Genomic DNA, 23439 nt, shown 5'->3' on the forward strand with positions numbered 1-23439 from the left:
GCTATTTAAGTTGGTTAAAAATATCCTGTGATACTTTATCAACAGCTTGATCGCCATCTATTTTTATGTATTTTGGCGTTTTTGTATTTGCAGATGAGAAGTTTCTATAAAAATTAATTAGCTTAGACGTTTGAGCATGGTACACAGAGAGTCTTTCTTTAACTGTATCTTCATTATCATCAGTACGGGTTATCAGATCTTCTCCTGTAACGTCATCTTTGCCTTCAACTTTAGGGGGATTAAATTTAGTGTGATATGTTCTACCTGATGCAGGATGAACTCTTCTACCTGTTATTCTTTCTATTAATAGACTATCAGCAACATCAACTTCAACTATATAGTCTATATTTACACCCAATCTGTCTAGTTCTTCTGCTTGAGTTATTGTTCTAGGTACTCCATCTAGTAAAAAACCATTTTTACAGTCGTCTTTAGAAATTCTGTCTTTAACAATCTGGATGATAAATTCATCTGAAACTAACTGTCCGGCATCGAGCACTTTTTTTAGTTCTTGACCAATATTACTTCCTGACTTAATTGTCTCTCTAATCATATCTCCTGTAGATATATGAGCGATACTATATTTGTCTTCGATTATTTTTGCTTGAGTCCCTTTGCCAGCTCCAGGGGCACCTAAAAGTATTATACGCATAGTTAATTTAGCCTTAACGTTTTAAAACTATAGTTTACTTAATGTGGATTTAATTATAAAATAAACAAACTTATATATCTAGAAATAGAGTATCTAATTTTTGGCTACAGTTTTTTATAAGAAATTTTATGATATCGTTATTACTTGAGAAAAGACGCAAAAAAGCTCAAAGAACAGTTTTGGGTGTTGAATATGATAGGTGTTCACTTGCTAGTGTGAAGCTTGACAGAAAAGGCGATAGCTACGCGCTAGTTAGCTGTGATAGTGATATTTTTACGTCTGAAGCATATTTTGAAGGTGAGTTAACAACGGAATACGTTGGTAGCATTATTGCGGAAATAATAAAAAGGAATAAACTTGGCCGTTTTACTAAACTAGGTTTTGCTAGTTATAATGAAATTGATGTTACAAAAGAAGAAATTTCTTGTGATAAAAGAGCACTAGAGATAATCAAAAAAGAAGGTGTACTTTTTTATATATCTGAATACTTTTTGAAGAAGCGTTTTCCAGAGAGTTATGCTGATATTGCATATGACTATTACGATCAATTGGAAAGTAATGGTACGTTAATAGTCTATTATATATCTGATAATGAAAAGATGAAAAAGTTATATAACATTGCTAATAAAGCAAAGAGAGCCTTGTCTGCATGTGTTTTAGATAAGCTTGCGATTAGTGATTTTGTTTTAAATCTTTATCTTAGTGAAATATCTAAGCATGCAAATGATAGTATATTTTTAGGCTTATATTCAGATAAATTATCTATTTATAGCTTTTCTCCTCAAGGCGAATTAAAAAGTTATGAATCTGTTAAAATTTTTGATGAAAATATTAGTGATATAGCTTATGTTGATGAAGTTATCCAGCTGCTATTAAGGTTTATGGATTTTATGTCTTTGGATCTTAGTGAAAGTAATTTTGACAGTTTTGATGAAGTTCAAGATAATAATGTATACGTATATGGAATTAAGCAAAATTTTGAAAGTATCTTTGAGTCAATAAAAGATTTGTCTCAAAAAAATTGTAAAATACTTGATCCATTTGTAAATATTGATTCCCAGAGTTTTGGGAGCATAGAGCAGCCATATAGATATGTTTTGTCAGTGGCGATTGCTATGAAGGAGGCTTTGTAGTAATGAAAAATCTTAATTTTGTACGTGGTCGTTGGCGCCAAAAAAAGCTTACTTACATAGGTGTTGATCTAGCATTTATGGTATTGGTAGCTTTTATATCAATGTTTATTCTTTCGATAATATTTTCGTGGTCTAGTGATGAAGATATAAAGGTAGAGAGATATATCCAGACTCAAATTAGTAAGCTTAATAAAAATGTAGCAGAATACTCAGACGTAAAAAATCAAAGAGATAAACTGTTAGATGTATCATCTGACTTGGCAAATATTAAAGCTAGCCAGTATTATATATTACTTGGTATAGAGAAAATTTCTAGAGCTATTACTGACCAGTTATATATTACCAATATTAATTATGTATCAAATACTGATATCATTGTTATTACAGGCGATGTTAGAGATTTGAAATTACTTTCAATTTTTATGAAAAACTTAGAAATAGAGTTTAGAGTTAAAAAAGTGGAACTTAAAAATCTAGGATCAGAAAAAAATGGTCAAAGAAGCTTCTCTCTAGAGTTTAAGTTTGGTGAAGGTAATGCGTTTAAGGGGGAGAGTGTGAAATGGTAGATAAAATTAGAAAATTTCTTTTATCTAACAAGTACTCTGTAATTGTTATTGATACTCCTCTGAAAATTAAACTACCTGTGCTGATAGTAACTTTTGTTCTATTTGTTTTTATATTTTATGGTATATTGGTAAGCCCAGTTATATCAAAGGCAAATCAAAGAGAAAGCCATATAAAATCTATGGAATCTCAAATACCTAGATTAATTAAGAAAGAGAAAGACTTAAACGCACTTAAAGAGCAAGTTAAGGTGTTAGAAAAACATAATATTGAAGAAAGATTTAGTATTCCCGAGCGTCATTCTGTACCTATTTTTTTATCTGCATTAAATGAAGCTATTCGTAGTTCTGGTATTACAATTATTGATCTTTCACCTGCAGGAGTCGAAAAAAATAAATATTTAGATTTATACGCTCTTGATTTTAAAGCTAAATTAGTTGGTGATTTTCCCCAGTTAATTAAGCTTTTTGTTGCTCTAATTGATATGAAAGATATAGCGGTTATTACAAATATAAACATTAAAAAAGAGTCTGATACTAAAATAGTTACCGAACTAAATTTACAGACCTATTCACGTCAAGGAGTAGGAGCGTAAATTAAATGATTAGACATCAAAGATTAAAATTTCTAAGTTTTGTATTATTACTGAGTAGCTACGGCAGTTGCTATGCTAATTATGAAACTAGAATAAACCAAGTTAATGAGCTTATTCAAAATAGGACTAAAACTATGAAGAGTACCGAAAAGCTTGACATCCCTGAATATAAAGGGGATACATTAACCTTTGAAAGATTATCAAAGATACGTAATGTTTTTAATGTTGATCATGCACTCCCTTTTGAGAAGAAAGTTCCAATTAAAGGTATTGAACAAAAACAACAGGTTGTTAAGTTAAAACCTATAGTTGTTCCAGAAGAGCTTAAAGAGGTTATGAATACTAAACCTACAGGTTTACAACAATATCCTTTAAACTCTTTTAAATTTAAAGGAGTTGTTCTTCAAAATAAGCAAAAATGGGGTGTAATAGAGAGTTCAATGGAAACTAAGCCAATATATGTTAAGCAAGGTGAATTAATTGGACAAAACTATGGAAAAGTCAAAGATATTACCAAAGAGGGTATTGTAGTTGACGAATGGAAAAAGAATAATGAAAAAAGAGTTTGGCAAAAAACTCCAGTTGTTATACATTAGGATGAATTAATGTTTTTTAGAAAAAATAAATTATTAGCTATTTTGACCGTGATTGGAGGGTTCTTGGGTTGTGAAGTATCATTTGCTGACCCAAAAGAGGCTAACCAAACAGCTGTAAACCAGCTTCAAGAAACTAAGCAACCAGAAACAAAAATAGTTGGAAGAGATGAAAATAAAACTACTAACTATAATAAACATATAAAAGATTTAGAATTTCATCGAAGCTTGAATGGTAGTGCTGTTTTTGATGTGGCTTTTGAAGAAAATATTAGTAATTTTGCTGGATATAAAACTAAATTATCACAAGATGGATATACTCTTACGATAACTTTTGATGATACAACTATTTCTGATAAATGGGTCAGTAATATTGATACCAAAGTATTTAACACGATAGTAGACTCTATTAAGATTCTTAAAGATAATGGTAATGTTATTTTTATAATACACTCATTAGATAGAATAGCGTTAAGCGATTTTAAAGAGGGTAATACTTTTAAATTTAAGATAGATAGGCGTAACAGTCGGGTTGAAGGCTTTAATGTTAATGAGCCTATATCTATATCCTTCAAAGATACTCCTGTGCAGACTGTTTTACAGGTTTTATCAGAGTTTGCTGGGTTAAACTTGGTTGTAAGTAGTAGTGTGCGTGGAAACATGTCTATAGACCTTAAAAATGTTCCGTGGAACGAGGTTATGAATATTGTTCTTGTTAGCAAAGGTCTTGCTACTAAGAAGATGAGTAGTATCCTGTATGTTGCGACTGCTGCTGAAATTGCTGCTCAGGAGCAGTTAGAGTTACAAACAAAAAGGTCACTAGAAAATAATGCCACATTAGTGACAGAGTTTATTCCTCTGAATTATACCACAGCACAAGCAGCTCAAACTGTTATTACCTCTATGGCAAAACAGAATGGTGGCATTATGTCACCACGAGGTAGTATAACTTCAGATGCTCGTACAAATACTCTTATAGTAACAGATACAGAGGAAAAAATTCCGCGTATTAAAGAGGTTGTGAATGAAATTGATATACCTAATGATCAGGTGCTAATAGAGGCAAGAATTGTCGAAGTTACTAGAACAAGTGGATTAGAGCTTGGCTTTAATTATAATGTCAATTATGATCCGTATGTTAACTTAGGACTTAACACATACGGTACGCAGACAGATGCTGATGATAAGAGTATAGTTGCCAGTACTGCGAAGCTAGCATATACATTGGCAGGTGGTCTTAATTTAGAAATGGAGATTAGAGCTTTGGAGAATGAATCTTTGGCTAATGAGGTATCATCTCCACATTTGGTTGTTGCAAATAATGAAACTGCATTTATTAAAGATGGTACAGATGTACCGTATCAGCAGGCTACTGCATCAGGGGCAGCATCAGTAGCATTCCAAGAGGCAGTGTTAGAGCTACAAGTTACACCTCAGATTGCACCAGACGGTAATATTGTAATGGAAGTGCTTGTAACGAAAAACAGTGTTGGAGCATCTTCAGGTAAAACTTCGACTGGTGAAGATTTGCCACCGCTTATTAAAAAACGAGAAGTAACTACAAAAGTTATGGTTAAAGATAGTGATACAGTTGTGATTGGCGGTATCTATACCAAAACTCAAGCAGAGACTCGCAATAAGATACCATTTTTAGGTGATATCCCATATCTAGGTTATTTATTTAGTTTTACTAAGATAGATGATAAAGATGCTGAACTTTTAATTTTCATCACACCTAAGATTATTGAGTCACGAGTCCAAAAATGATAGTAGATAATAGTTGCAATAGTATTAATATTTAGGTATCTTATAGCCTATAATTTTTTATGTACAAGGGGTGATTAGTAACAAACTATCACAGTGTGTAATCAACTTATAATTTTGAGTCAAAAATGATAAGAACAAAAAATATTTTCTTAATTGGTCCAGTTGGTGCTGGAAAATCTACTATTGGTAAGCAATTAGCAAAACAGTTAAAATTAGAGTTTATAGATTCTGATGATACAATAGAAAAAAAATGTGGCGTTGATATTAATTGGATCTTTGACCTGGAGGGTGAAGAAGGATTTAGGCAGCGAGAGAGAGATGTTATCGCTGAAATTTTAGCGGAAAAACAAAATATAGTATTGGCTACCGGTGGTGGCGCTATCCTTGACTCTGATACTAGATCATTACTATCATCACGTGGCAAAGTTGTCTATCTTGAGGCGACTATTGAGCAACAACTTGAGAGAACTGCTAAAGATACAAAGAGACCTCTTCTGAGAGTAGATGATAAAAGACCTGTGTTAGAACAGTTAATGGCTGAGAGAGAGCCTTTGTATAGAAGTATTGCTGATGTTGTAGTTGAGACAAATGGTGCAACGGTTAAAAATATAGTTAATAAAATATCTACATTCCTAGTTGAAGAAACAATTCTGTGATTAGTAAATTATTAGTTAGTCCCACATCTAGTGCAGCTTATGATATTTTAGTAGACTCCTCACTAGATTTTTCTCATATTTTCCCGTGGATAGAAAACAAACAGATTTTGGTCGTTACAAACACTACTGTAGCTGATTTGTATCTCAGTATGTTTTTAGACTCAGTACCTAATGAGTTAAACATCAAAACATGTATACTTGAAGATGGGGAACAATATAAGTCACAACAGAGCTTGGATAAGATTTTGTCATGTTTGTTGCAGAATCAGTATACACGCAACTCTACCGTTTTAGTGGCATTAGGAGGAGGTGTTGTTGGTGATATCACGGGATTTGCAGCTGCAATATATCAGCGAGGAGTAGATTTCATTCAAATTCCGACTACACTATTGTCACAAGTGGACTCTTCTGTTGGTGGTAAGACAGCGATAAATCATTCTCTAGGCAAAAATATGATAGGAGCTTTTTATCAACCAAAGCTTGTATATACATCTGTACAGTTTTATCAAACTTTACCCCAAAGAGAATATATATCTGGTATGGCTGAAGTTGTTAAGTATGCTTTTATATCTAGAGATTTTTATATTTGGCTTGACTTAAATAGAGAAAAAATCTTAGCTAAAGATAGTTCTACTTTGATTGAGATGGTAAAAAGAAGCTGCCATATTAAATCGGAAGTCGTAGCTGAAGATGAAAAAGAAACTACAGGAGCTAGAGCTATACTTAATTTTGGACATACTTTTGGTCATGCTATTGAGAAGTGTCAAAAGTATTTGGGGCTAAAGCATGGCGAAGCTGTGGGTGTTGGGATGGCACAAGCAATAGACTTTTCTTACTATCTGGGGATGATATCAGAACAACAAGCAAAAGACTTTAAAGAGTTCATAACTAGCTTTAGAATCTCAACTGACTTTCCTAAAGATATTTGTCAAAGAGAATTTTTAAATGCTATGCTTTTAGATAAGAAAAATAGCAATAAAGAGCTAAAATTTATTCTTATAAAAGACATTGGGAATTTAGCTTTGCAAAAACAGTCTAAAAGAGACTTAGAATTATTCTTGATAAACTCTAATAGAAAATAAGTAATTACTTTGGTAGTATATTCTTATAAGTCAATCTTAAAATATTATGTAATATGAAAAGTAAAATTTTAGTAATAGGAGTGATGTTCTTGTCACTTTTAGGTGTTTCTTATGCAAGTTATGGTGTTTTAGATGATCAGGGCAAGGTTATAACTAATTGTGCTGATTTAGAAATAGAAAAAGATAATCAAGATAGGTTTTCAAGAGCTGTTTTTTCAAGGTGTAACAACAAAGAAGTATTTTCCTATACTGGAAATTTTAGATACATCGATAGATAGTGTTAGTTTTCTTAATTTTAATCGAAGTGAACTAGCTATTTGAAACTGGTTATACTGGTGATTTAATTTTTATTTTCTATCAGATTTTTAGTAGCTTTTTTTAGCTCTTTTCTATAATAGTCGAGGTTTTTTGAAGACTCATCTTTCAAGTCTTTAATTTGTTGAGTCAAAAAAGTAATTTGACTTTCTAGACTTTCTTTCAAGTCAGATATGCGTTGTTTAGATTGCTCTTGAACAAGATCACAATATGATTTAGCATCTTTAGCTAATCTTTCTGCAGTTTCACGGCGAATACTTTCTTTTACCAATGCAGAATATAGTTTTTTGATTTTGATTTCATCATCAGGTTCATTAAGTAATGTTGACCACTCATCTGAAATATTGCTAAATAAATCCAGTTCGTCAATATCTTGAAGTATTTTTGTAACATTTTGACTGATAGCCATTAAATTTAAATCCTTTTAGTATTTTTTTGTTTGAATAAACTTATTTTAGATAGGTAATAAATGCTATGAATAAACCTAAAATTATAGAGCAAATAATACCGGAATGTTTAGCTAAATAAAAGAGTATTTTTTGAAATAATTCCTTTAACGATATTGGTTGTGCTAAGTGTATAGTATAAACTAGTGTAATCCTTATATTTAATAAGCTTGTCTATTATGAAAATAAAAAATGATCTTATATTCAATTCAGTTGAAAAAATAAAATACTCTGCACGTAGAGGGATGCTTGAACTTGATATAATCTTAGCGCCATATTTAAATAATTGTTATATGCAAGAAGATCTTACTGGTAAGAAACTTTTTGTAGAGTTTTTGGCTAGTGAAGATAATGATATGTTTGATTGGTTATTTAAAGGGGTGACTCCACCTAATAAATATAAAAAGCTTGTTGATAAAATTATTCAAGAGAAAAAGAAGTTTAATAAAAATATACTAAAGTAAATATAAGAGGAAACTATATGAATAACTTATTAAATCATTCAATTGAGTATCCTATTTCAAGTGAAATAATGAATATCTCTAGATATTGGTTAGTAGAAGAAAAAGAGGCTGTAACTAAGCTTGTTGAAAAAGCTCACATGACAAGTGTCCAGAAAGCTCAAATAAGAGAGAGAGCATATAGCCTAGTAGAAAAAGTTAGAAAAAATAGATTAAAAAAATCTGGTATCGATGCTTTTATGATTGAGTACGATTTATCGTCTGAAGAGGGCATAGTTCTAATGTGTTTAGCTGAGGCATTATTAAGAGTTCCTGATAAATATACTATTGATTTGTTAATAAAAGATAAGCTCACAAGTGCTGCTTGGAAGAATCATGTTGGTAGAGAAAAGCATCTGTTTGTCAATGCTGCTACTTGGAGCTTGATGCTAACGGGTAAAATACTAAAAAATCCTCATGGAGCATATCGAAAAGTATTCCAAAATTTACTAAAAAAATCGAGTGAACCCGTAATTCGTCAGGCTATGAAGCAAGCGATGAAAATAGTTGGTAAGCAATATGTACTTGGTGAAACTATTGAAGAAGCATTAAAAGTATCAGAGGGGAAAGTCGCTAGAGGATATAGCTACTCCTATGATATGTTAGGTGAAGCAGCGATGACAATGGCTGATGCTGACTACTACTATGAACAATATATACATGCTATTAATGAATTAGCTAAATATGCTACAAATAAAGAAATTAAAAAGAATCCAGGTATATCCATAAAACTATCTGCTTTGCATCCACGCTATGAGGTTGCTAAACACCAAAGAGTTCATCAGGAGTTATATCCAAAACTTCTAAAGCTTACTCAATTAGCTAAACAGTATAATGTTGGCATGAATATTGATGCAGAAGAAACTGAGAGGTTACAAATATCTTTGGAGCTAGTAGAGAGATTAGCTCATGAGCCATCTCTAGATGGATTTGATGGAATTGGTATAGTTGTTCAGGCTTATCAAAAAAGAGCTCCTTACGTACTAGACTACTTAGCTAATCTTGCTAAGAAAACAAATAGAAGATTTATGATTCGTCTTGTAAAAGGTGCATATTGGGATGCTGAAATCAAACATGCTCAAGAGCAAGGTTTAGATGGCTATCCGGTATTTACACGTAAATATCATACAGATGTTTCTTATCAAGCATGTGTAGAACAACTTTTTGAAAACCATCAATATATTTACCCTCAATTTGCTACGCACAATGCGCAAACTGTAGCTGTAGTTATGGAGTTAGCTAATGGTAATAAAGATTTTGAATTTCAATGTCTGCACGGTATGGGAGATCCTCTATATGATAATATCGTAGGTCAAGAGGGATATGAGGAGATTCCTTGTAGAATATACGCGCCTGTTGGAGGCCATAAGCATTTACTTGCATATTTAGTTAGAAGATTATTAGAAAATGGTGCTAATAGTTCATTTGTAAATAGAATCGTTGATGAAAATTTACCTATTGAAGAGCTAATAGAGGATCCAGTTAAAAAAGCTATAGATTATGGCTGTGGTCAGCATCCTAATATACCTTATCCTAAAGATATAGTAGCTCCTAGGTTAAATTCACAAGGCTACAATACAAATGACTTTGCTGAACTTGCTAGTATGTATAAAAATATTGAGAAATATACTCATAAAAATACATACAAAGCAAAACCAATAGTCTCTAATGTTGATATTGACAAAACAACTGCTGAAGAGGTTATAAATCCTAATACTGGAAATACAATAGGGTCTGTTATCAATGCTGATGCCAAAATGGCTAAAAGAGCATTGAAAAATGCTCAGAGTGCTTTTGAGGATTGGAACAGTACTCCTGCATCTCAAAGAGCAGAAATCTTAGAGAAATTCGCAGATCTATTAGAGAAAAATACTAATGAATTTATCGCTATAGCTATGATTGAAGCGGGTAAAACTTTATCAAATGCAATTGATGAAGTTAGAGAAGCTGTAGATTTTTGTCGCTATTATGCAGCTCAAGCTCGTAAAGAATTTAATGGACCTATTGATTTACCAGCGTTATCTGATCATTTGAAACAGATTGAGTTTACAGGTAAAGGAGCTATGGTATGTATTAGTCCTTGGAATTTCCCATTAGCAATTTTTTTAGGTCAGATAACCGCTGTATTAGCTGCTGGTAATACAGTAGTTGCTAAGCCAGCTGAGCAGACTCCAATCATTGCCTATAAAGCTGTTAAATTACTATTCAAGGCAGGTCTTCCTAAAGGGGTGTTGCAGTTTACTCCTGGAGATGGAGCAACTGTTGGTAGTGCTTTGGTTCAAAGTCCTGTGTGTAAAGGTGTAATATTTACAGGTTCAACTGAGGTCGCTGGAATTATAAACCAAACGTTAGCATCAAAATCTAGTGAGATAGTACCGTTTATAGCAGAAACAGGTGGACAAAATGCTTTAATTGTTGATTCATCTTCACTTCCTGAGCAGGTTACTGCTGATGTTATACGTTCTGCTTTTGATAGTGCCGGCCAACGATGTTCAGCATTACGTATATTATGCTTACAGGAAGATATAGCAGATAATTATATCAAAATGATTGTTGGTGCTATGAAAGAACTTAAAATAGGTGATTCAAAATATATCGATACAGATGTTGGACCTGTAATAGACAAAGAAGCAGCTGATAATCTAAATGCGTATATAGAAGAGAAGAAAAAACAATTTAAACTAATATATCAATCACAGCCAAATGAAGATACTCAAGAGGGTACTTTTGTATTGCCAACAGCATTTGAAATAGAGAAACTATCTGACCTTGGTAGGGAGCAGTTTGGTCCGATTCTTCATATCCTTAGGTTTAAAGCTAATGAGCTTAATAAACTTGTAAAAGATATTAATTCTACTGGATATGGTCTGACTGCTGGTGTTCATAGTAGGATTAATGAAGTTATGAACTATGTCAAAAATAATATTAAAGCTGGTAATGTCTATGTCAATAGGAATATTGTTGGTGCTGTTGTAGGTGTTCAGCCTTTCGGCGGACAAGGTAAGTCTGGTACTGGTCCAAAAGCAGGTGGTCCTTATTATATGCATCGTTTGGCAAATGAGAAGCTATCAGGTGTTGGAGCAGTAGAAGAGATTTATAACCCTGAAAAAATTTCTAACGATGAAAAAGCCACAAATAAACTAATAAAAGATAAGTACAGTATTAGCAGTATTGTGGCTGGTGAGAAAGCCAAAAAGGATAAATATATCGATTTAAAATCGGCTGATGGCAAGAATATTGGTAAAAAACATATTGCTTCTGTAAGTACTGTAGATAAAGCTATAGAAATCGCCAATGCAGAAGCAGATATTTGGAATCATATAAATGCTGAAGACAGAGCTGTAATTATTGAGAAATTCTTAGATTTATTAGAAAAAGAACGTCATCTAGTAGCATCATGCTTGGTCGCAGAGTCAAATATATCTGTAGAAGATGCTCATATTCAGATTGATAAAACTATACAGCAGGTAGCATACTACTGTTTACAGGCTAAAAAAGAATTTGCTCATCCTGAACTACTGCCTGGACCAACAGGTGAAATTGATGAACTAAGCTTGAAAGGTCGCGGTGTAGTAATTAGTATGTGTTCAAGCTGTGACATGTTAATAAGATTTGTTGGTCAATCTACAGCAGCACTATTAGCAGGTAATACTGTAGTTACAAAGCCGGCATACACAGGCAACCTTACAGCTTATAATATTGTTAAGTTAATGCTTAAAGCAGGAGTTAACCCTAAAGTTATCCATCTAATCTTATTTGATGATGAGGAGATTATTTCGGCATTACTCTTTAATAGTAAGGTAGCTTTAGTAGCTTTTTCTGGAAGTATTTCTTCTGTTAAACAGATTCATCAGGCTTTAGCGTTACGTAGAGGAGCAATTATCCCGTTTGTTGCTGAGAGTGTTGCTAAAGATGGTAAGTGTACTAGCTTGGCAATAGAAACAGCATCACCTCTATATTTGCGCAGGTTTGTTGTAGAAAAAACAGTTAGTGTTGACACTACAGCATCTGGTGGTAATGCCTCTTTAATGAGTTTAGAGGAGTAAAAAATATTGTAAACTCATATTCTTGATGGTAATTTAAAAGTTACGTTGTTAAATTTTTTTGTCAGTTAATGATCGAAAACTATCAAATAATCATAGCTTAAAAATATGAAAAATATTTTTTTGTCTAGTTTTAAATTAATTATAAGGAATGAATATGAGTGATAATGTATCTGTAAAAAAGATGTCGTTGTTTAGTGCCGTTTTAATCGGTACTACTTGTATGGTCGGCTCAGGTTGGCTATTTAGTGCTCAGCTTACAGCTAAAAATGCTGGTAACTGGGCGTTCTTAGCATGGATCTTAGCAGCATTAATTGTTGTGATGATTGCGCTATGTCTTGGTAAAGTTGTATCTCTGTATCCAGTAAGAGGAGCTACCACTAGATCGAGCGCGATATCTCATAATAGTATTTTTGCAATGCCATTTGCTTTTGCAAATTGGTTTGGTATTGTAGTGGTTATTTCATCAGAGGCTTTAGCAACTACACAGTATTTATCAGGTGTTAAAGCTATGGAGTGGTTGATGCACGATGGTGTTTTAACTATGTCAGGGATGATTTTTGCACTAGTTGTACTATTTATATATCTAGTAATTAATTTTTATGGTGTCAAACTACTAGCTAGAGTTAATAATGCTATAACAGTTTTTAAAATGGCGGTTCCATTTATAATTGTCATTATATTTATAGCTTATGCACTTATGCACAGTTCTGATCATGTAAGTATGTTCTCAGATGATATCCCTAATAATTCCCAGTTTGGATTTAGCTCAGCATTAACAGCTATTGTTGCAGGTGGTTTAATATATACTTTCAATGGCTTTCAAACTGTAGTTGCTTATGCTAGTGAAGTTAAGAATCCTGGTAGAAATATCCCATTAGCTATTATTCTAGCGCTACTAATAGTTTTGACTTTATATCTAGGCTTACAATATGCATTCATGCAAGCGGTACCACATCAATATCTTTTAGAAAAAGGTGGTTGGGCTGGTTTAGATTTTGATTCACCATTATTACAGCTAGCGACATTATTAGGACTTGGATATATATCATTTTTGCTTATAGTTGATAGTGTTGTTAGTCCATCTGCTACAGGTTATACATATTTAGGTGCATCTTCGAGAATGCTATATGCAATGTCCTCAGAAGGGCAGATGCCTAGATACTTTGCTAAGATTACTCCAGTTGTAAATATTTCGCGTAGATCTCTTCTTGCAAACTTTATATTATCAGTTATATTTCTGTTTTTCTCAGACAACTGGACAGGTTTAATGTTGGTTGTGACAGGCTTTCATATTATTGGATATATGGCAGCACCTGTGAGTATGGGAGCTTTAGCACCACGTACTAGATTATTTGGTTTAGTTGTATTTGTAGTTTTGACATTACTACTTAATACTGTAGAGATTCAAACACAAATTAATATGAGTGCTATACTCGTAGTTCTTATAACTATATATGCAAGTCTTGAGTTTAGAAGAATTGGAATTAAGAACCTTCTGATGCTTATATTACCATTTATAATTTTTGTTTGTTTAACTACACCTATCACAAACTATTTTGCTGATGCAGTTGTTGGTATTGTCTTCTATTGGTTTGTGACTGATAAGCGTTATGTAGCATTTTGTAGATCTACAGCAAATGAGAAGAATATTATTGTCGATTAATGCTTTTTAGCTATAGTCATTAAACTTTTATCTATCTATAATACATCTCTAATATTATCAATTTATTTTGAGTAATGAAAAATGCAAAATGGATTTTAATAATCCTTTGTTTAGGTTATTTTATAGACTTTTATGATTTAACGGTGTTTAGTGTTTCTTATGTTGATCTACTAAAACAACAATTTGGAATTTTTGATTCTACTAAAATTCAACAAACTTATTACTTGATAAACAATATTCAAATGGTTGGTATCTTAGTCGGTGCAATCCTCTTTGGTATCTTGGCTGATAAGTTTGGGCGCATTACTGTTATAAAATATAGTATTTTGCTTTATTCGTTGACTACTTTATTGTGTATATTTGTGAATAATATTTACATTTTTATGCTGCTAAGATTTTTAGCATACTTGGCTCTAGCGAGTGAGTTTGCTGTATCTAGTGTTTTGATAGTAGAATTCTTTCCGCCTCGATTAGCCGCTTGGGGAATGAGTCTTTTGTATATTTTAGGTGTAATGGGTGGAGTTGTTGCTACACTTTTTGGTGTTTTCTCTTACAAAGTGATGTTCGTTTTCGGTGGATTTGCTGGTTTGGGTATATACGCATTTCGAAGAGTGTTAGAAGAGTCCCCACATTTTATAGAGTTGTATAAATCTGATAAATTTAAAAATGCGGGAAGTATAGGTTTTCTTATCAGAAATTATAATAAACCGCTGATTCTTAACTTTTTAATTACACTACCTTATTTCTTTGTGATAACTGTAATGTTTGCATTGGTGAAATTCATCGCGAATGATGTCGATTTTGCAAGTTTAGTTAAGCTGTTTTTATTTGGATTTTTTGCAGGAAATATTATTAGTAGTATTCTTAGCGGAATATATAACCAATATTTTAAATCACCGAGTTTATTTTTTGTAATAAATATAGTTATATTTCTGGTGAGTATCTTTGCGTATAAATATGTATCTAGTGATTTTATATTTTTCTATGGAATACTTATTGGTCTTATTGGTGGTGGTTATAACATTATGTGGGCACAATATGCAGCAACTGAATTTCCGACAGAAGTTCGTTCATTAGCTACTAATATGATATTTGCTCTCGGTAGGACTAGTAGTATTTTCTTTGGGATTATTTTTGCTTATTGGATTACTAATGAAAGCACATTTAGGATGAATGTAAATATCTTAGCTGTATTAGTAGCTATTATGGTTTTACTAATAATTATGTTTTATAGAAGAGAAAAAGTATTAGATAAATAGAGATTAATATTTATGAGTAATAAGATTTTATTTGGGATTACTGGTAGTGTATCAGCTTTTAAGACTATAAATTTGATAAGACTTTTTATTAAAAGTGGTGTTGAGTGTAGAGCTATAGTCACTAAAGGAGCACAGCAGTTTATAAAGCCTGAGCTTTTAGTAGCTTTAGGTTGTAATGTCTATGCTGATGAATCTTTGAATATGAGTGAATATAGTCAAAGTATGACACACATCAATTTGTCACGTTGGGCTGATAAGATATTTATAGTTCCGGCTTCAGCAAATACTATTGCAAAATTAGCTCATGGTTTAGCTGATGATTTATTAAGTCAAACAATATTAGCTAATGATGATAATTCTAAAGTATATATAGCTCCTGCTATGAATGTAAATATGTGGCAAAATCAATTAACTCAGATGAATATCACAAAACTTCAAAGCATAGGGTTTAATTTGGTTGCTCCAGATCAAGGTGTCCAAGCTTGTGGAGATATAGGTAGTGGCAGATTACATGAGCCTGAGGTTTTATTTGAGTTATTGAATGTTGCTCAAGATTTCAAAGCTAAAAAAGTAGTGATAACAGTAGGAGCAACTATAGAAGATATTGATGGTGTTAGATATTTATCAAATTATAGCTCTGGTAAAATGGGTTTTGCTTTAGTAAGAGAGCTACTTGCAAGAGGAGCAAATGTAGTAGTATTAAAAGCAAAAACTACAATAAGTTTTGATATTAAACATCCTAACTTAGAAATCATTGATACTAAAAGTGCTGATGATATGAATCAGGCAATGCTCGAGAAAGCTAAAGATAGTGATATTTTTATTGGTTGTGCTGCAGTAGCTGACTATAAGATCAAAAATAAATTTACTAATAAAATTAAAAAAACTGATGAAACTTTGACTTTAGAGTTTATTAAAAATCCTGATGTTTTAGCAAATTGTAAAAAATCATATCCAAGTATTTTTGCTATAGGCTTTGCGGCCGAGTCTGAAAATATAGTTGAATATGCTAGATCTAAGCTTGTCAAAAAAAATCTAAATATGATAGTTGCTAATTCAACCGAAGTATTTGGTAATGATAGTTCAAGTGTAACAATCTTATCTGAAAATAATTTAAAAGAGTATAATAATATATCAAAATCACAAGTTGCAGAATTGATATTAGACTATGCTAGAAGTATCTACTAAAAGAATTAAAATCGCACAAAACTTCCTAAATATAATTTCATTAGAAAATAATAATATCCAATTAGAACTATTAGATATTGGAGCTACTGTATATTCTCTTAGAATTAGAAATAACAGTGGTAAGTTTGAAAATATAGTCTTACAGTATGCAGATATAGAAAATTATTTTAATAATCCATCATATTATGGTGCTAGTATCGGTAGGGTAGCTGGGAGGATCAAAGATGGTGAGTTTATCCTAAATAATAAAAAGTATAGTGTTAGTAAAAATGAGAAGTCTATTAATACTCTTCATGGAAGTTTTAATAATATCTCTCATCAGCGATTTGATTATACAATTAATCAAAATAAAGTTAAATTTAGTCGTATTCAAAAATCATCAGATGATGGTTTTCCAGCAGATGTACAGATTGATATAACTTATGAATTACAAGAAAATTCACTAATAATCTATTTTGAAGCTATAGCTAATGAAGATACATTACTGAATCTCACAAATCACAATTACTATAATTTATCTGGAGATTTTAAAGCGACTATTGAAAATCACAAATTACAAGTATCTGCAAAGAGAGTAGTAATAACTGATACAAACAGTATACCTAAGCAAATTATAAAAATTCCTTATGAAATGGATTTTAGTCAAGAATCAGTTATTGCAGATAAATTAGAAACTAATTTTGAATATTTTAGTGGTGGTGGGATAGATCATTGTTATATTGTTGATGGGGCTATTAAATTGACAGATGAGATCAGTGGACGAAAGCTTGTAGTAACAAGTTCTTATCCAGCTACGCAGATATATACTACTAATTTTCCTGATGGTTTGAAGTTATCAAATGGTTTAAATTCACAGAAATTTCATGCAATATGTTTTGAGCCACAGTTTATACCAGTAATTGGCAAAAACTATGATAAGTCAGATATTAAGCTCAAGAAAGGACAACAATATAAGCAATTCATTAAGCTTGAAGTTTAGCTAAGTTTCTTATGCAATTCTAATGCCTTGTCTCGAGATTTCTTGAGGTCTACTACAGGTTTTGGATAATTATCACCCAATTTAACTCCTGCTTCTTGTAATACTAGCTTGCTTGCCTCCCATGGCTTCGCAAGTAGTTTATTGGGTAAAAGTTTGAGTTCTGGTACATACTTACGAATATATTCATAAGCTTCAAATTTTTCAGCTTGTAATATCGGATTAAAAATTCTAAAGTAAGGAGCGGCATCTAGACCACAACCAGCAACCCATTGCCAGTTAGCATTGTTACTAGCAAAATCAGCATCAAATAAAGTATCAAAAAACCATTTTTCTCCATATTTCCAGTGGATAAGACAGTTTTTGATAAGAAAGCTAGCAACTATCATACGTACGCGATTATGCATATAGCCAGTCTGCCAAAGCTCTCTCATACCCGCATCAACTATTGGAATACCTGTTTGTCCAGTTTGCCACTTCTTGAGAAGAGTAAGATCGTTATCCCATTCAAAACTATCAAATTTTTGGTTGATGTTCTTGTTATGTAATTCAGGATAATAATATATCTGATAATAAGAGAAATCACGCCAAACTAACTCTTTGATAAAGTGCTCTTCATTGTTACCGATATAGTCTAGATTCTGCACGGCATTAAAAATTTGGTTAGGTGATATCTCACCAAAGTGTAAATATGGAGATAATTTAGAAGTTGAGTCTGTACTCATAAAGTCTCTAGCTGTTTTGTATTCTTTTACTTTATTATCTAGAAACTCTTCAAGGATTTGGTGTGATGCACCTTCACCAATTTGCCATTGATCTATTATGTTTTGCCAAGAAAGTTTTGGTTCTAGTAGTTTTAACGAGTCTAAGTCAGCAGCAGCCTCTAGCTTTTTTAGCGAATTGAAACTTGGTTTGACAATATTTGAGCGATATTTTCTAATTTTGATAAGCTCCTTGTAAAACGGTGTGTAGACCTTATAATGTGTGTCATCATCTTTTTTACATTGCCATGGTTCGATAAGTAAACTTCCATTAAAACTACTTACATTTATATTTTGCTCTTGAAGAAATTGTTTAATCTGAGTATCTCTATCTATACTGTATTTGTCATAACATCTATTCCAATAAAAATCTGTGATGTTATTTTCTTTGATAAGTTTTTTTATGATTTCTAGTGGATTACCACTAAAAAAATTGAGTTTATTATCTAGAGATTTATTTAGGCTGTTCAAGGAGTGATGAAGCCAAAGTTTGCTAGCACCACCAATCTCTTGATTCTCATCTAGTATAAATATCGTAATTGTTTGATCTGCTTGACTAGCCTGATATAAAGCAGGGTTATCTGCAAGGCGTAAATCTTGACGAAACCAATGTATAGCTATTTTTTTAGACATATTTCACCATCTATGATTTTGTATAACATATCGACATGCTCATCAGAGTCATTTAAACATGGAATCAAATTAAACTCTTTACCACCTTTTTCGACAAAGTTTTCTTTTTCGGTTATTGCTAGCTCTTCTAATGTTTCTAGGCAATCGGCACTAAATCCTGGGGCTATAACTACAACTTTTTTATTTTGCTTTGCAAATTCTTCTAGTTTGACAGTTGTATAAGGTTCTAACCATTTTTTAGGACCAAAACGAGATTGAAATGATAATTCAAAATCTATATTAGGATATTCATTCTGTAGGCTCTCTTTAACCAAGCGATAAGTTTTTTGACAATGGCAATAGTAGGGGTCACCTTTATCAAAATATTCCTTTGGTAAGCCGTGGAAAGAAAATAAAATTATATCCGGATATGAGTCTGTAGCTTGCAGATAATTTCTAATTTGTTGACTAATGGTTTGAATATGAAACTTATTATCATAGTAAGGATTTATTGCTTTGATAGTGGGTTGCCATCTTAGCTTTGATAAGACTCTATAAACCTCATCATACACAGTTGCAGTAGTAGTCGCAGAATATTGAGGATATAGTGGAAATACTATTATCTCAGTAACTCCTTGATCTTGTAAGCTTTTGATCTTACTTTCAATGCTTGGATTAGCATAACGCATCGCACAATCTACTATATAGTTATCGAGTTTTTGATCTAATTTTTTCGCTAGATTCTCGGTGTATAGGAGCAAAGGCGACTTATTATGCTCTTTATTCCATACGGCTTCATAAGTATGAACATTCTTTTTTGACCGAATTGGTAGAATAATTAAATTTAAAATTAGCTTCCATAATAAAGGATTAGCTTCTATTACTCTTCGATCAGATAAAAATTCTCTGAGATATTTTTTGATGGATTTTGCATCATAGTTATCTGGTGTACCCAGATTAACTAACAAAATAGCTTTTTTATTATATTTGTTACTATATTGTTGCATAGTTACTTATGTATATATTTTTGCTAAGAATAATTGTAACAAAATATCGATAGTCTAAAGTTAAATTTTTTTCATATAAGTAACTAAAAAAGGTTATAATTAATTTTGGCCTAAAAGCCTTTTAAAGGAGATATAAAATGAAAAAGATAATTTTAATGACACTTGGTTTGATGAGTGTAGCAATCAGCTATTCTTATATGCGTCCAGCAAATCCATATACAATGTATTATGGTCCTGAAGTTGAACAAGAGAGAGCTCAAGGTGCTGCTTATGTGCCACCAGATAGACAATTCATTAATTCAAGATATGGTGAATATATCGACAATAAGCAAGTAGAATTTAGCCCAGGTGATGACGCAAATAGACTATTTTGGTCTTATAGTCAGCCATAGAGTTGGGTTATATATTCTGAGTTTAAATATAAGAAAACATTTATTAATGTATGGATATTGATTCTTGGTAGAAACTTTTTGTAGAAGATAAGCGTATGAATACAAGAAGAGCTCGAAAACTAATTAGAAAGAGAAGAAGATTAGAAAATTCTAAATTACTCGGCTTTGCTGCGCATAGAATTACAGATAAAAGTCTATGGATTGCTAATTATGACACTGTAGCAAGAGGTGTTTTTGTCGGCTTTTTTTGGATGATGATTCCTTTGCCCCTGCAAACGACTCCTGTAGTTATTTCAGCTATAATTTTGAGAGCTAATATGCCAATAGCGATTTCAACAGTATGGATTAGTAACCCTTTGACTTGGGTACCGATGTATTTGGGAAACTATATATTTGGATGCTTTTTGCTTGGAGAGCAGGTTTATATCTCAGACTGGGAAACATTTGGTTCTTATATGCTCAATCATTTATATGAGTTTTGGAAACCGTTGTTTTTAGGTAGTTTTGTCGCGGGCTTGTTAGTGGCTAGTGCTGGATATATGGCAGTGCATGTACTGAGGATTGTTAATCATTTTTTGGTTAAGAAGAACTAGGTCAAAATAAGAAAATTAAAATGAAGATTGTTGAAATAAGGTTAATTATCAGACACTAAATAATAAATTTAATCTAGCCGTTAATTAGTATATTTAGTATTATTTTACGATATATAAAGTTTTGAATTATTTTTTTATAAAATGCAACAATGGCACCAGTTAGAATTTACGCTAAAATCTAAATATTTTGATATAGTCGAGGATTATCTCTTTGATAACAATGCAGGTTCTGTAACAAGAATAGATAAATCCGATGATATAGTCAGTATTACAGTCTTATATGAGAACCATCATAATATAGATGTTATCATTGCTAATATTCAACAAAAGTTTGAAAATATAATTGAAAGTGAAATAAATTATAAAATAATCAAAGATCAGCAGTGGGAAGCTGCTTGGTTATATGATTACGAACCTATAGAAATAGGTAAGAATATAGTTGTTTATCCAAATTGGAAGCAGCCACCTCAAGATAATGAGCATACTTATATAATAGTTGATCCTAGTATTGCTTTTGGCTGTGGTAATCATGAGACAACTAAAATGTGTCTAGAATGGTTAGAGCAGCATGTTACCAAAGATTCGAAAGTACTAGATTATGGTTGTGGTACTGGAGTCTTAGCTATAGGTGCTGTTAAGTTAGGTGCAAAATATGCTGAAGGTATAGATATTGATCCAAACTCAATAGAATCATCTATCAAAAATGCTCAAGAAAATAGTGTAGCAGATAAAGCCCACTTTAGTGATAATCCACCTACACAACAGTTTGATTTAGTTGTGGCAAATATTTTCTCAAATGTATTAATTAGTCTAGTTGAAAATATTACAGGTAGTCTAAAGCCTGGTGGAAGATTAGCACTGTCTGGAATCATAGAAAATCAAGTTGATGAAGTTCAACAAGAGTTTAAAAAACATGGCATAAGCTTTGGCCAACCCAAACAAATGGGACAATGGTTTCTATTAGATGGTGTAAAAGATGGGCTTTAAAATAGCTGATATTGAAATAGAAAATAATGTCGTACTTGCACCAATGGCAGGTTTCTGTGATAGTGCTTTTCGTACAATATGCAAAGAGCATGGTGCAGGGCTAATATATACTGAGATGGTAAGTAATAAAGCCGTAGTAGAGCGTAACTGGGAAACTATGGAAATGCTCTATATGGAAAACAGTGAGAAGCCTCTTGGGATACAGATATTTGGTACAGATCTTGAGAGTTTTGTTGGTGCGACTAAATATATCGCAGAGAATACGGAATGTGATTTTCTGGATATAAATATGGGCTGTCCTATGCCAAAAATTGCTAAAAAACTTCAAGCTGGAGCAGCACTTCTTAAAGATGTCGATAGAATCCATGAGATACTAACAGCAGTTGTCAAGGCAGTCCATAAACCTGTAACTGTAAAGATGCGTATTGGTTGGGATGATGCAAATATAAATGCTATTGAAGTAGCTAAGGCTTGTGAAGATGCTGGTGTAAGTGCTATTGCGATACATGGGCGTACGCGTGAGCAGATGTATACTGGCAAAGCAAATTGGGATATTATCCGCGATGTCAGAAAAGCGGTTGATACTGTGGTTATTGGTAATGGCGATGTGTTTTGTCCAAAGAGTGCAAAAGCAATGATTGACCATACAGGGGTTGATGCTGTGATGGTGGGGCGTGCCTCTCGTGGTAATCCTTGGATTTTTAGGCAAATTGCTGAGTATTTAAATAATGGCGAGCTAATACCACCACCAACACCAATTGAGCGTGTTGAAGTACTAGGAGAACATTTAAGAAGACTTATTAAACTAAAAACGGCCAAAGTAGCAGTTAAAGAAATTCGAACTCATGCAAGTTTTTATCTTGCTGATTTACCTAGTTCAAAAGAGTTTAGACAGAAGTTAAATCAATTGGAGCATGAACAAGAGATTTTTAGAGTTTTGGAAGAGTATAAGAGGATGCTATATGCTTCAAAAAAAAATTAACTACATACTTGAAAAATTTGAAAATACAATCTGTCTTAGAAAAGATAAAAAAATAAAGCCTGGGCTTATAGAACAATTTGTTAATTATCTTAGACCAATATTCAGAGAGTCTATAGCAAATAACATAATTTTTATGTTTACTACAATTTTAATAGTTATATTTTATTCACTTAATTATATTATTGTGAAAGATAGATTACTAAGTCAGAATTTATATGAATATATAAATATAGCTTTTTTGCTCATATTTATACTTATTGTATTAAAACTATATTATTTAAAACCGTCAGATGAATATAGTCCTAGAATGGTTGAAATTATTGAAAGTGTTTGCGCAGAAATTAAAATAAATATTAAAAGTAAGATAGAAGCAAAATACCTTTATATGACGTTAAAAGAACGACAAAATAGTAAGCCTAAATTAGATGGAGTATCTACTATATTTATCTTTATATTGCTAATTTTCTGTAATGTATTTGTTTCTAATTTCAAAGATATTGAAATATCAGGATATACTTTAGGTTGGATTATTATATTAGGTATCATTCTGGGAATCATAAATATATACGTATCATATAGATATTTTATTTATAAAGTTGCTGCAGCCGCACTAAATCAGATAATTTATGACTTTGAATCCGGAAAAGATGATTAGGTTCTATGTTTTTTT

At 32.2% G+C, this 23439-nt stretch carries 23 protein-coding genes; 19 read left to right on the forward strand and 4 right to left on the reverse strand.

From position 1 onward, the window contains the following. Position 1: 1 nt before the first annotated feature. On the reverse strand, positions 2 to 652 hold the full coding sequence (adk, locus tag F3D57_RS01885) for an adenylate kinase (protein ID WP_150464992.1): 651 nt from the start codon (positions 650 to 652) through the stop codon (positions 2 to 4). Positions 653 to 780: 128 nt separating this feature from the next. Here adk and F3D57_RS01890 point away from each other — a divergent pair, with 128 nt between their 5' ends. From F3D57_RS01890 to F3D57_RS01925, 8 genes are all read left to right on the forward strand, one after another. Next, positions 781 to 1785: a type IV pili gene (locus F3D57_RS01890; RefSeq protein WP_150464993.1), complete on the forward strand. Its 1005-nt coding sequence runs from the start codon at positions 781 to 783 to the stop codon at positions 1783 to 1785. Between the two features lie 2 nt (positions 1786 to 1787). Then, positions 1788 to 2351, forward strand: coding sequence for a PilN domain-containing protein (locus tag F3D57_RS01895; protein ID WP_013922993.1), 564 nt, complete (start codon positions 1788 to 1790; stop codon positions 2349 to 2351). Then, a complete protein-coding gene (locus F3D57_RS01900; protein ID WP_149368386.1) occupies positions 2345 to 2944 on the forward strand; it encodes a type 4a pilus biogenesis protein PilO in 600 nt (199 codons plus the stop codon). The genes F3D57_RS01895 and F3D57_RS01900 overlap by 7 nt, the downstream gene beginning before the upstream one ends. Before the next feature lie 5 nt (positions 2945 to 2949). Beyond that, entirely contained in the window at positions 2950 to 3540 is a 591-nt protein-coding gene (locus tag F3D57_RS01905; protein ID WP_013922995.1) for a pilus assembly protein PilP, read from the forward strand. A gap of 9 nt (positions 3541 to 3549) precedes the next feature. Further along, positions 3550 to 5304 (forward strand): type IV pilus secretin PilQ, encoded by a 1755-nt coding sequence (locus tag F3D57_RS01910; RefSeq protein WP_150464994.1) that lies wholly within the window; start codon positions 3550 to 3552, stop codon positions 5302 to 5304. Positions 5305 to 5429: 125 nt separating this feature from the next. Then, positions 5430 to 5960: a shikimate kinase AroK gene (gene aroK, locus F3D57_RS01915; protein ID WP_013922997.1), complete on the forward strand. Its 531-nt coding sequence runs from the start codon at positions 5430 to 5432 to the stop codon at positions 5958 to 5960. Beyond that, a complete protein-coding gene (aroB, locus tag F3D57_RS01920) occupies positions 5957 to 7042 on the forward strand; it encodes a 3-dehydroquinate synthase (protein ID WP_150464995.1) in 1086 nt (361 codons plus the stop codon). The genes aroK and aroB overlap by 4 nt, the downstream gene beginning before the upstream one ends. A 53-nt stretch (positions 7043 to 7095) precedes the next feature. Then, positions 7096 to 7320, forward strand: coding sequence for a hypothetical protein (locus F3D57_RS01925; RefSeq protein WP_150464996.1), 225 nt, complete (start codon positions 7096 to 7098; stop codon positions 7318 to 7320). A 62-nt stretch (positions 7321 to 7382) separates the two neighbouring features. Here the strand turns inward: F3D57_RS01925 and F3D57_RS01930 are convergent, their stop codons facing one another. Further along, the gene (locus F3D57_RS01930; protein WP_150464997.1) at positions 7383 to 7766 is read right to left on the reverse strand and encodes a kinesin; all 384 of its coding nucleotides are present in this window, start codon (positions 7764 to 7766) and stop codon (positions 7383 to 7385) included. 216 nt (positions 7767 to 7982) lie between these two features. Here F3D57_RS01930 and F3D57_RS01935 point away from each other — a divergent pair, with 216 nt between their 5' ends. The 6 genes from F3D57_RS01935 to F3D57_RS01960 all read left to right on the forward strand — a co-directional run bounded on the left by F3D57_RS01935 (position 7983) and on the right by F3D57_RS01960 (position 17438). Continuing rightward, the gene (locus F3D57_RS01935) at positions 7983 to 8267 is read left to right on the forward strand and encodes a succinate dehydrogenase assembly factor 2 (RefSeq protein ID WP_150464998.1); all 285 of its coding nucleotides are present in this window, start codon (positions 7983 to 7985) and stop codon (positions 8265 to 8267) included. Between the two features lie 17 nt (positions 8268 to 8284). Beyond that, positions 8285 to 12349, forward strand: coding sequence for a bifunctional proline dehydrogenase/L-glutamate gamma-semialdehyde dehydrogenase PutA (putA, locus tag F3D57_RS01940; protein WP_150464999.1), 4065 nt, complete (start codon positions 8285 to 8287; stop codon positions 12347 to 12349). Between the two features lie 154 nt (positions 12350 to 12503). After that, entirely contained in the window at positions 12504 to 14012 is a 1509-nt protein-coding gene (locus F3D57_RS01945; protein WP_146422073.1) for an APC family permease, read from the forward strand. 74 nt (positions 14013 to 14086) lie between these two features. Beyond that, entirely contained in the window at positions 14087 to 15271 is a 1185-nt protein-coding gene (locus F3D57_RS01950; protein WP_150465000.1) for an MFS transporter, read from the forward strand. Between the two features lie 12 nt (positions 15272 to 15283). Continuing rightward, positions 15284 to 16459 (forward strand): bifunctional phosphopantothenoylcysteine decarboxylase/phosphopantothenate--cysteine ligase CoaBC, encoded by a 1176-nt coding sequence (gene coaBC / locus F3D57_RS01955; RefSeq protein ID WP_150465001.1) that lies wholly within the window; start codon positions 15284 to 15286, stop codon positions 16457 to 16459. Beyond that, positions 16440 to 17438 (forward strand): aldose epimerase family protein, encoded by a 999-nt coding sequence (locus F3D57_RS01960; protein WP_150465002.1) that lies wholly within the window; start codon positions 16440 to 16442, stop codon positions 17436 to 17438. The genes coaBC and F3D57_RS01960 overlap by 20 nt, the downstream gene beginning before the upstream one ends. Here the strand turns inward: F3D57_RS01960 and F3D57_RS01965 are convergent. After that, positions 17435 to 18829, reverse strand: a complete 1395-nt coding sequence (locus F3D57_RS01965; RefSeq protein ID WP_150465003.1) for a cryptochrome/photolyase family protein — start codon at positions 18827 to 18829, stop codon at positions 17435 to 17437. The two genes, F3D57_RS01960 and F3D57_RS01965, sit on opposite strands and share 4 nt — an antisense overlap. Next, on the reverse strand, positions 18814 to 19815 hold the full coding sequence (gene hemH / locus F3D57_RS01970) for a ferrochelatase (RefSeq protein ID WP_150465004.1): 1002 nt from the start codon (positions 19813 to 19815) through the stop codon (positions 18814 to 18816). The genes F3D57_RS01965 and hemH overlap by 16 nt, the downstream gene beginning before the upstream one ends. A 137-nt stretch (positions 19816 to 19952) precedes the next feature. Between hemH and F3D57_RS01975 the strand changes: the two genes are divergently transcribed. From F3D57_RS01975 to F3D57_RS01995, 5 genes are all read left to right on the forward strand, one after another. Then, positions 19953 to 20207, forward strand: coding sequence for a hypothetical protein (locus F3D57_RS01975; protein ID WP_013923010.1), 255 nt, complete (start codon positions 19953 to 19955; stop codon positions 20205 to 20207). A 95-nt stretch (positions 20208 to 20302) separates the two neighbouring features. Further along, complete coding sequence (locus tag F3D57_RS01980; RefSeq protein ID WP_150465005.1) at positions 20303 to 20800, forward strand: DUF2062 domain-containing protein; 498 nt, start codon at positions 20303 to 20305, stop codon at positions 20798 to 20800. A 141-nt stretch (positions 20801 to 20941) separates the two neighbouring features. After that, the gene (gene prmA / locus F3D57_RS01985; RefSeq protein ID WP_150465006.1) at positions 20942 to 21787 is read left to right on the forward strand and encodes a 50S ribosomal protein L11 methyltransferase; all 846 of its coding nucleotides are present in this window, start codon (positions 20942 to 20944) and stop codon (positions 21785 to 21787) included. After that, a complete protein-coding gene (gene dusB, locus F3D57_RS01990) occupies positions 21777 to 22769 on the forward strand; it encodes a tRNA dihydrouridine synthase DusB (protein ID WP_150465007.1) in 993 nt (330 codons plus the stop codon). Before prmA ends, dusB begins: the two co-directional genes overlap by 11 nt. Beyond that, entirely contained in the window at positions 22750 to 23424 is a 675-nt protein-coding gene (locus F3D57_RS01995) for a hypothetical protein (protein ID WP_150465008.1), read from the forward strand. Before dusB ends, F3D57_RS01995 begins: the two co-directional genes overlap by 20 nt. Positions 23425 to 23439 lie beyond the last annotated feature (15 nt).

Origin of the sequence: Francisella sp. SYW-2 (assembly GCF_008711475.1) — a bacterium.
GTDB classification, from domain to species: Bacteria; Pseudomonadota; Gammaproteobacteria; order Francisellales; family Francisellaceae; genus Francisella; species Francisella salimarina.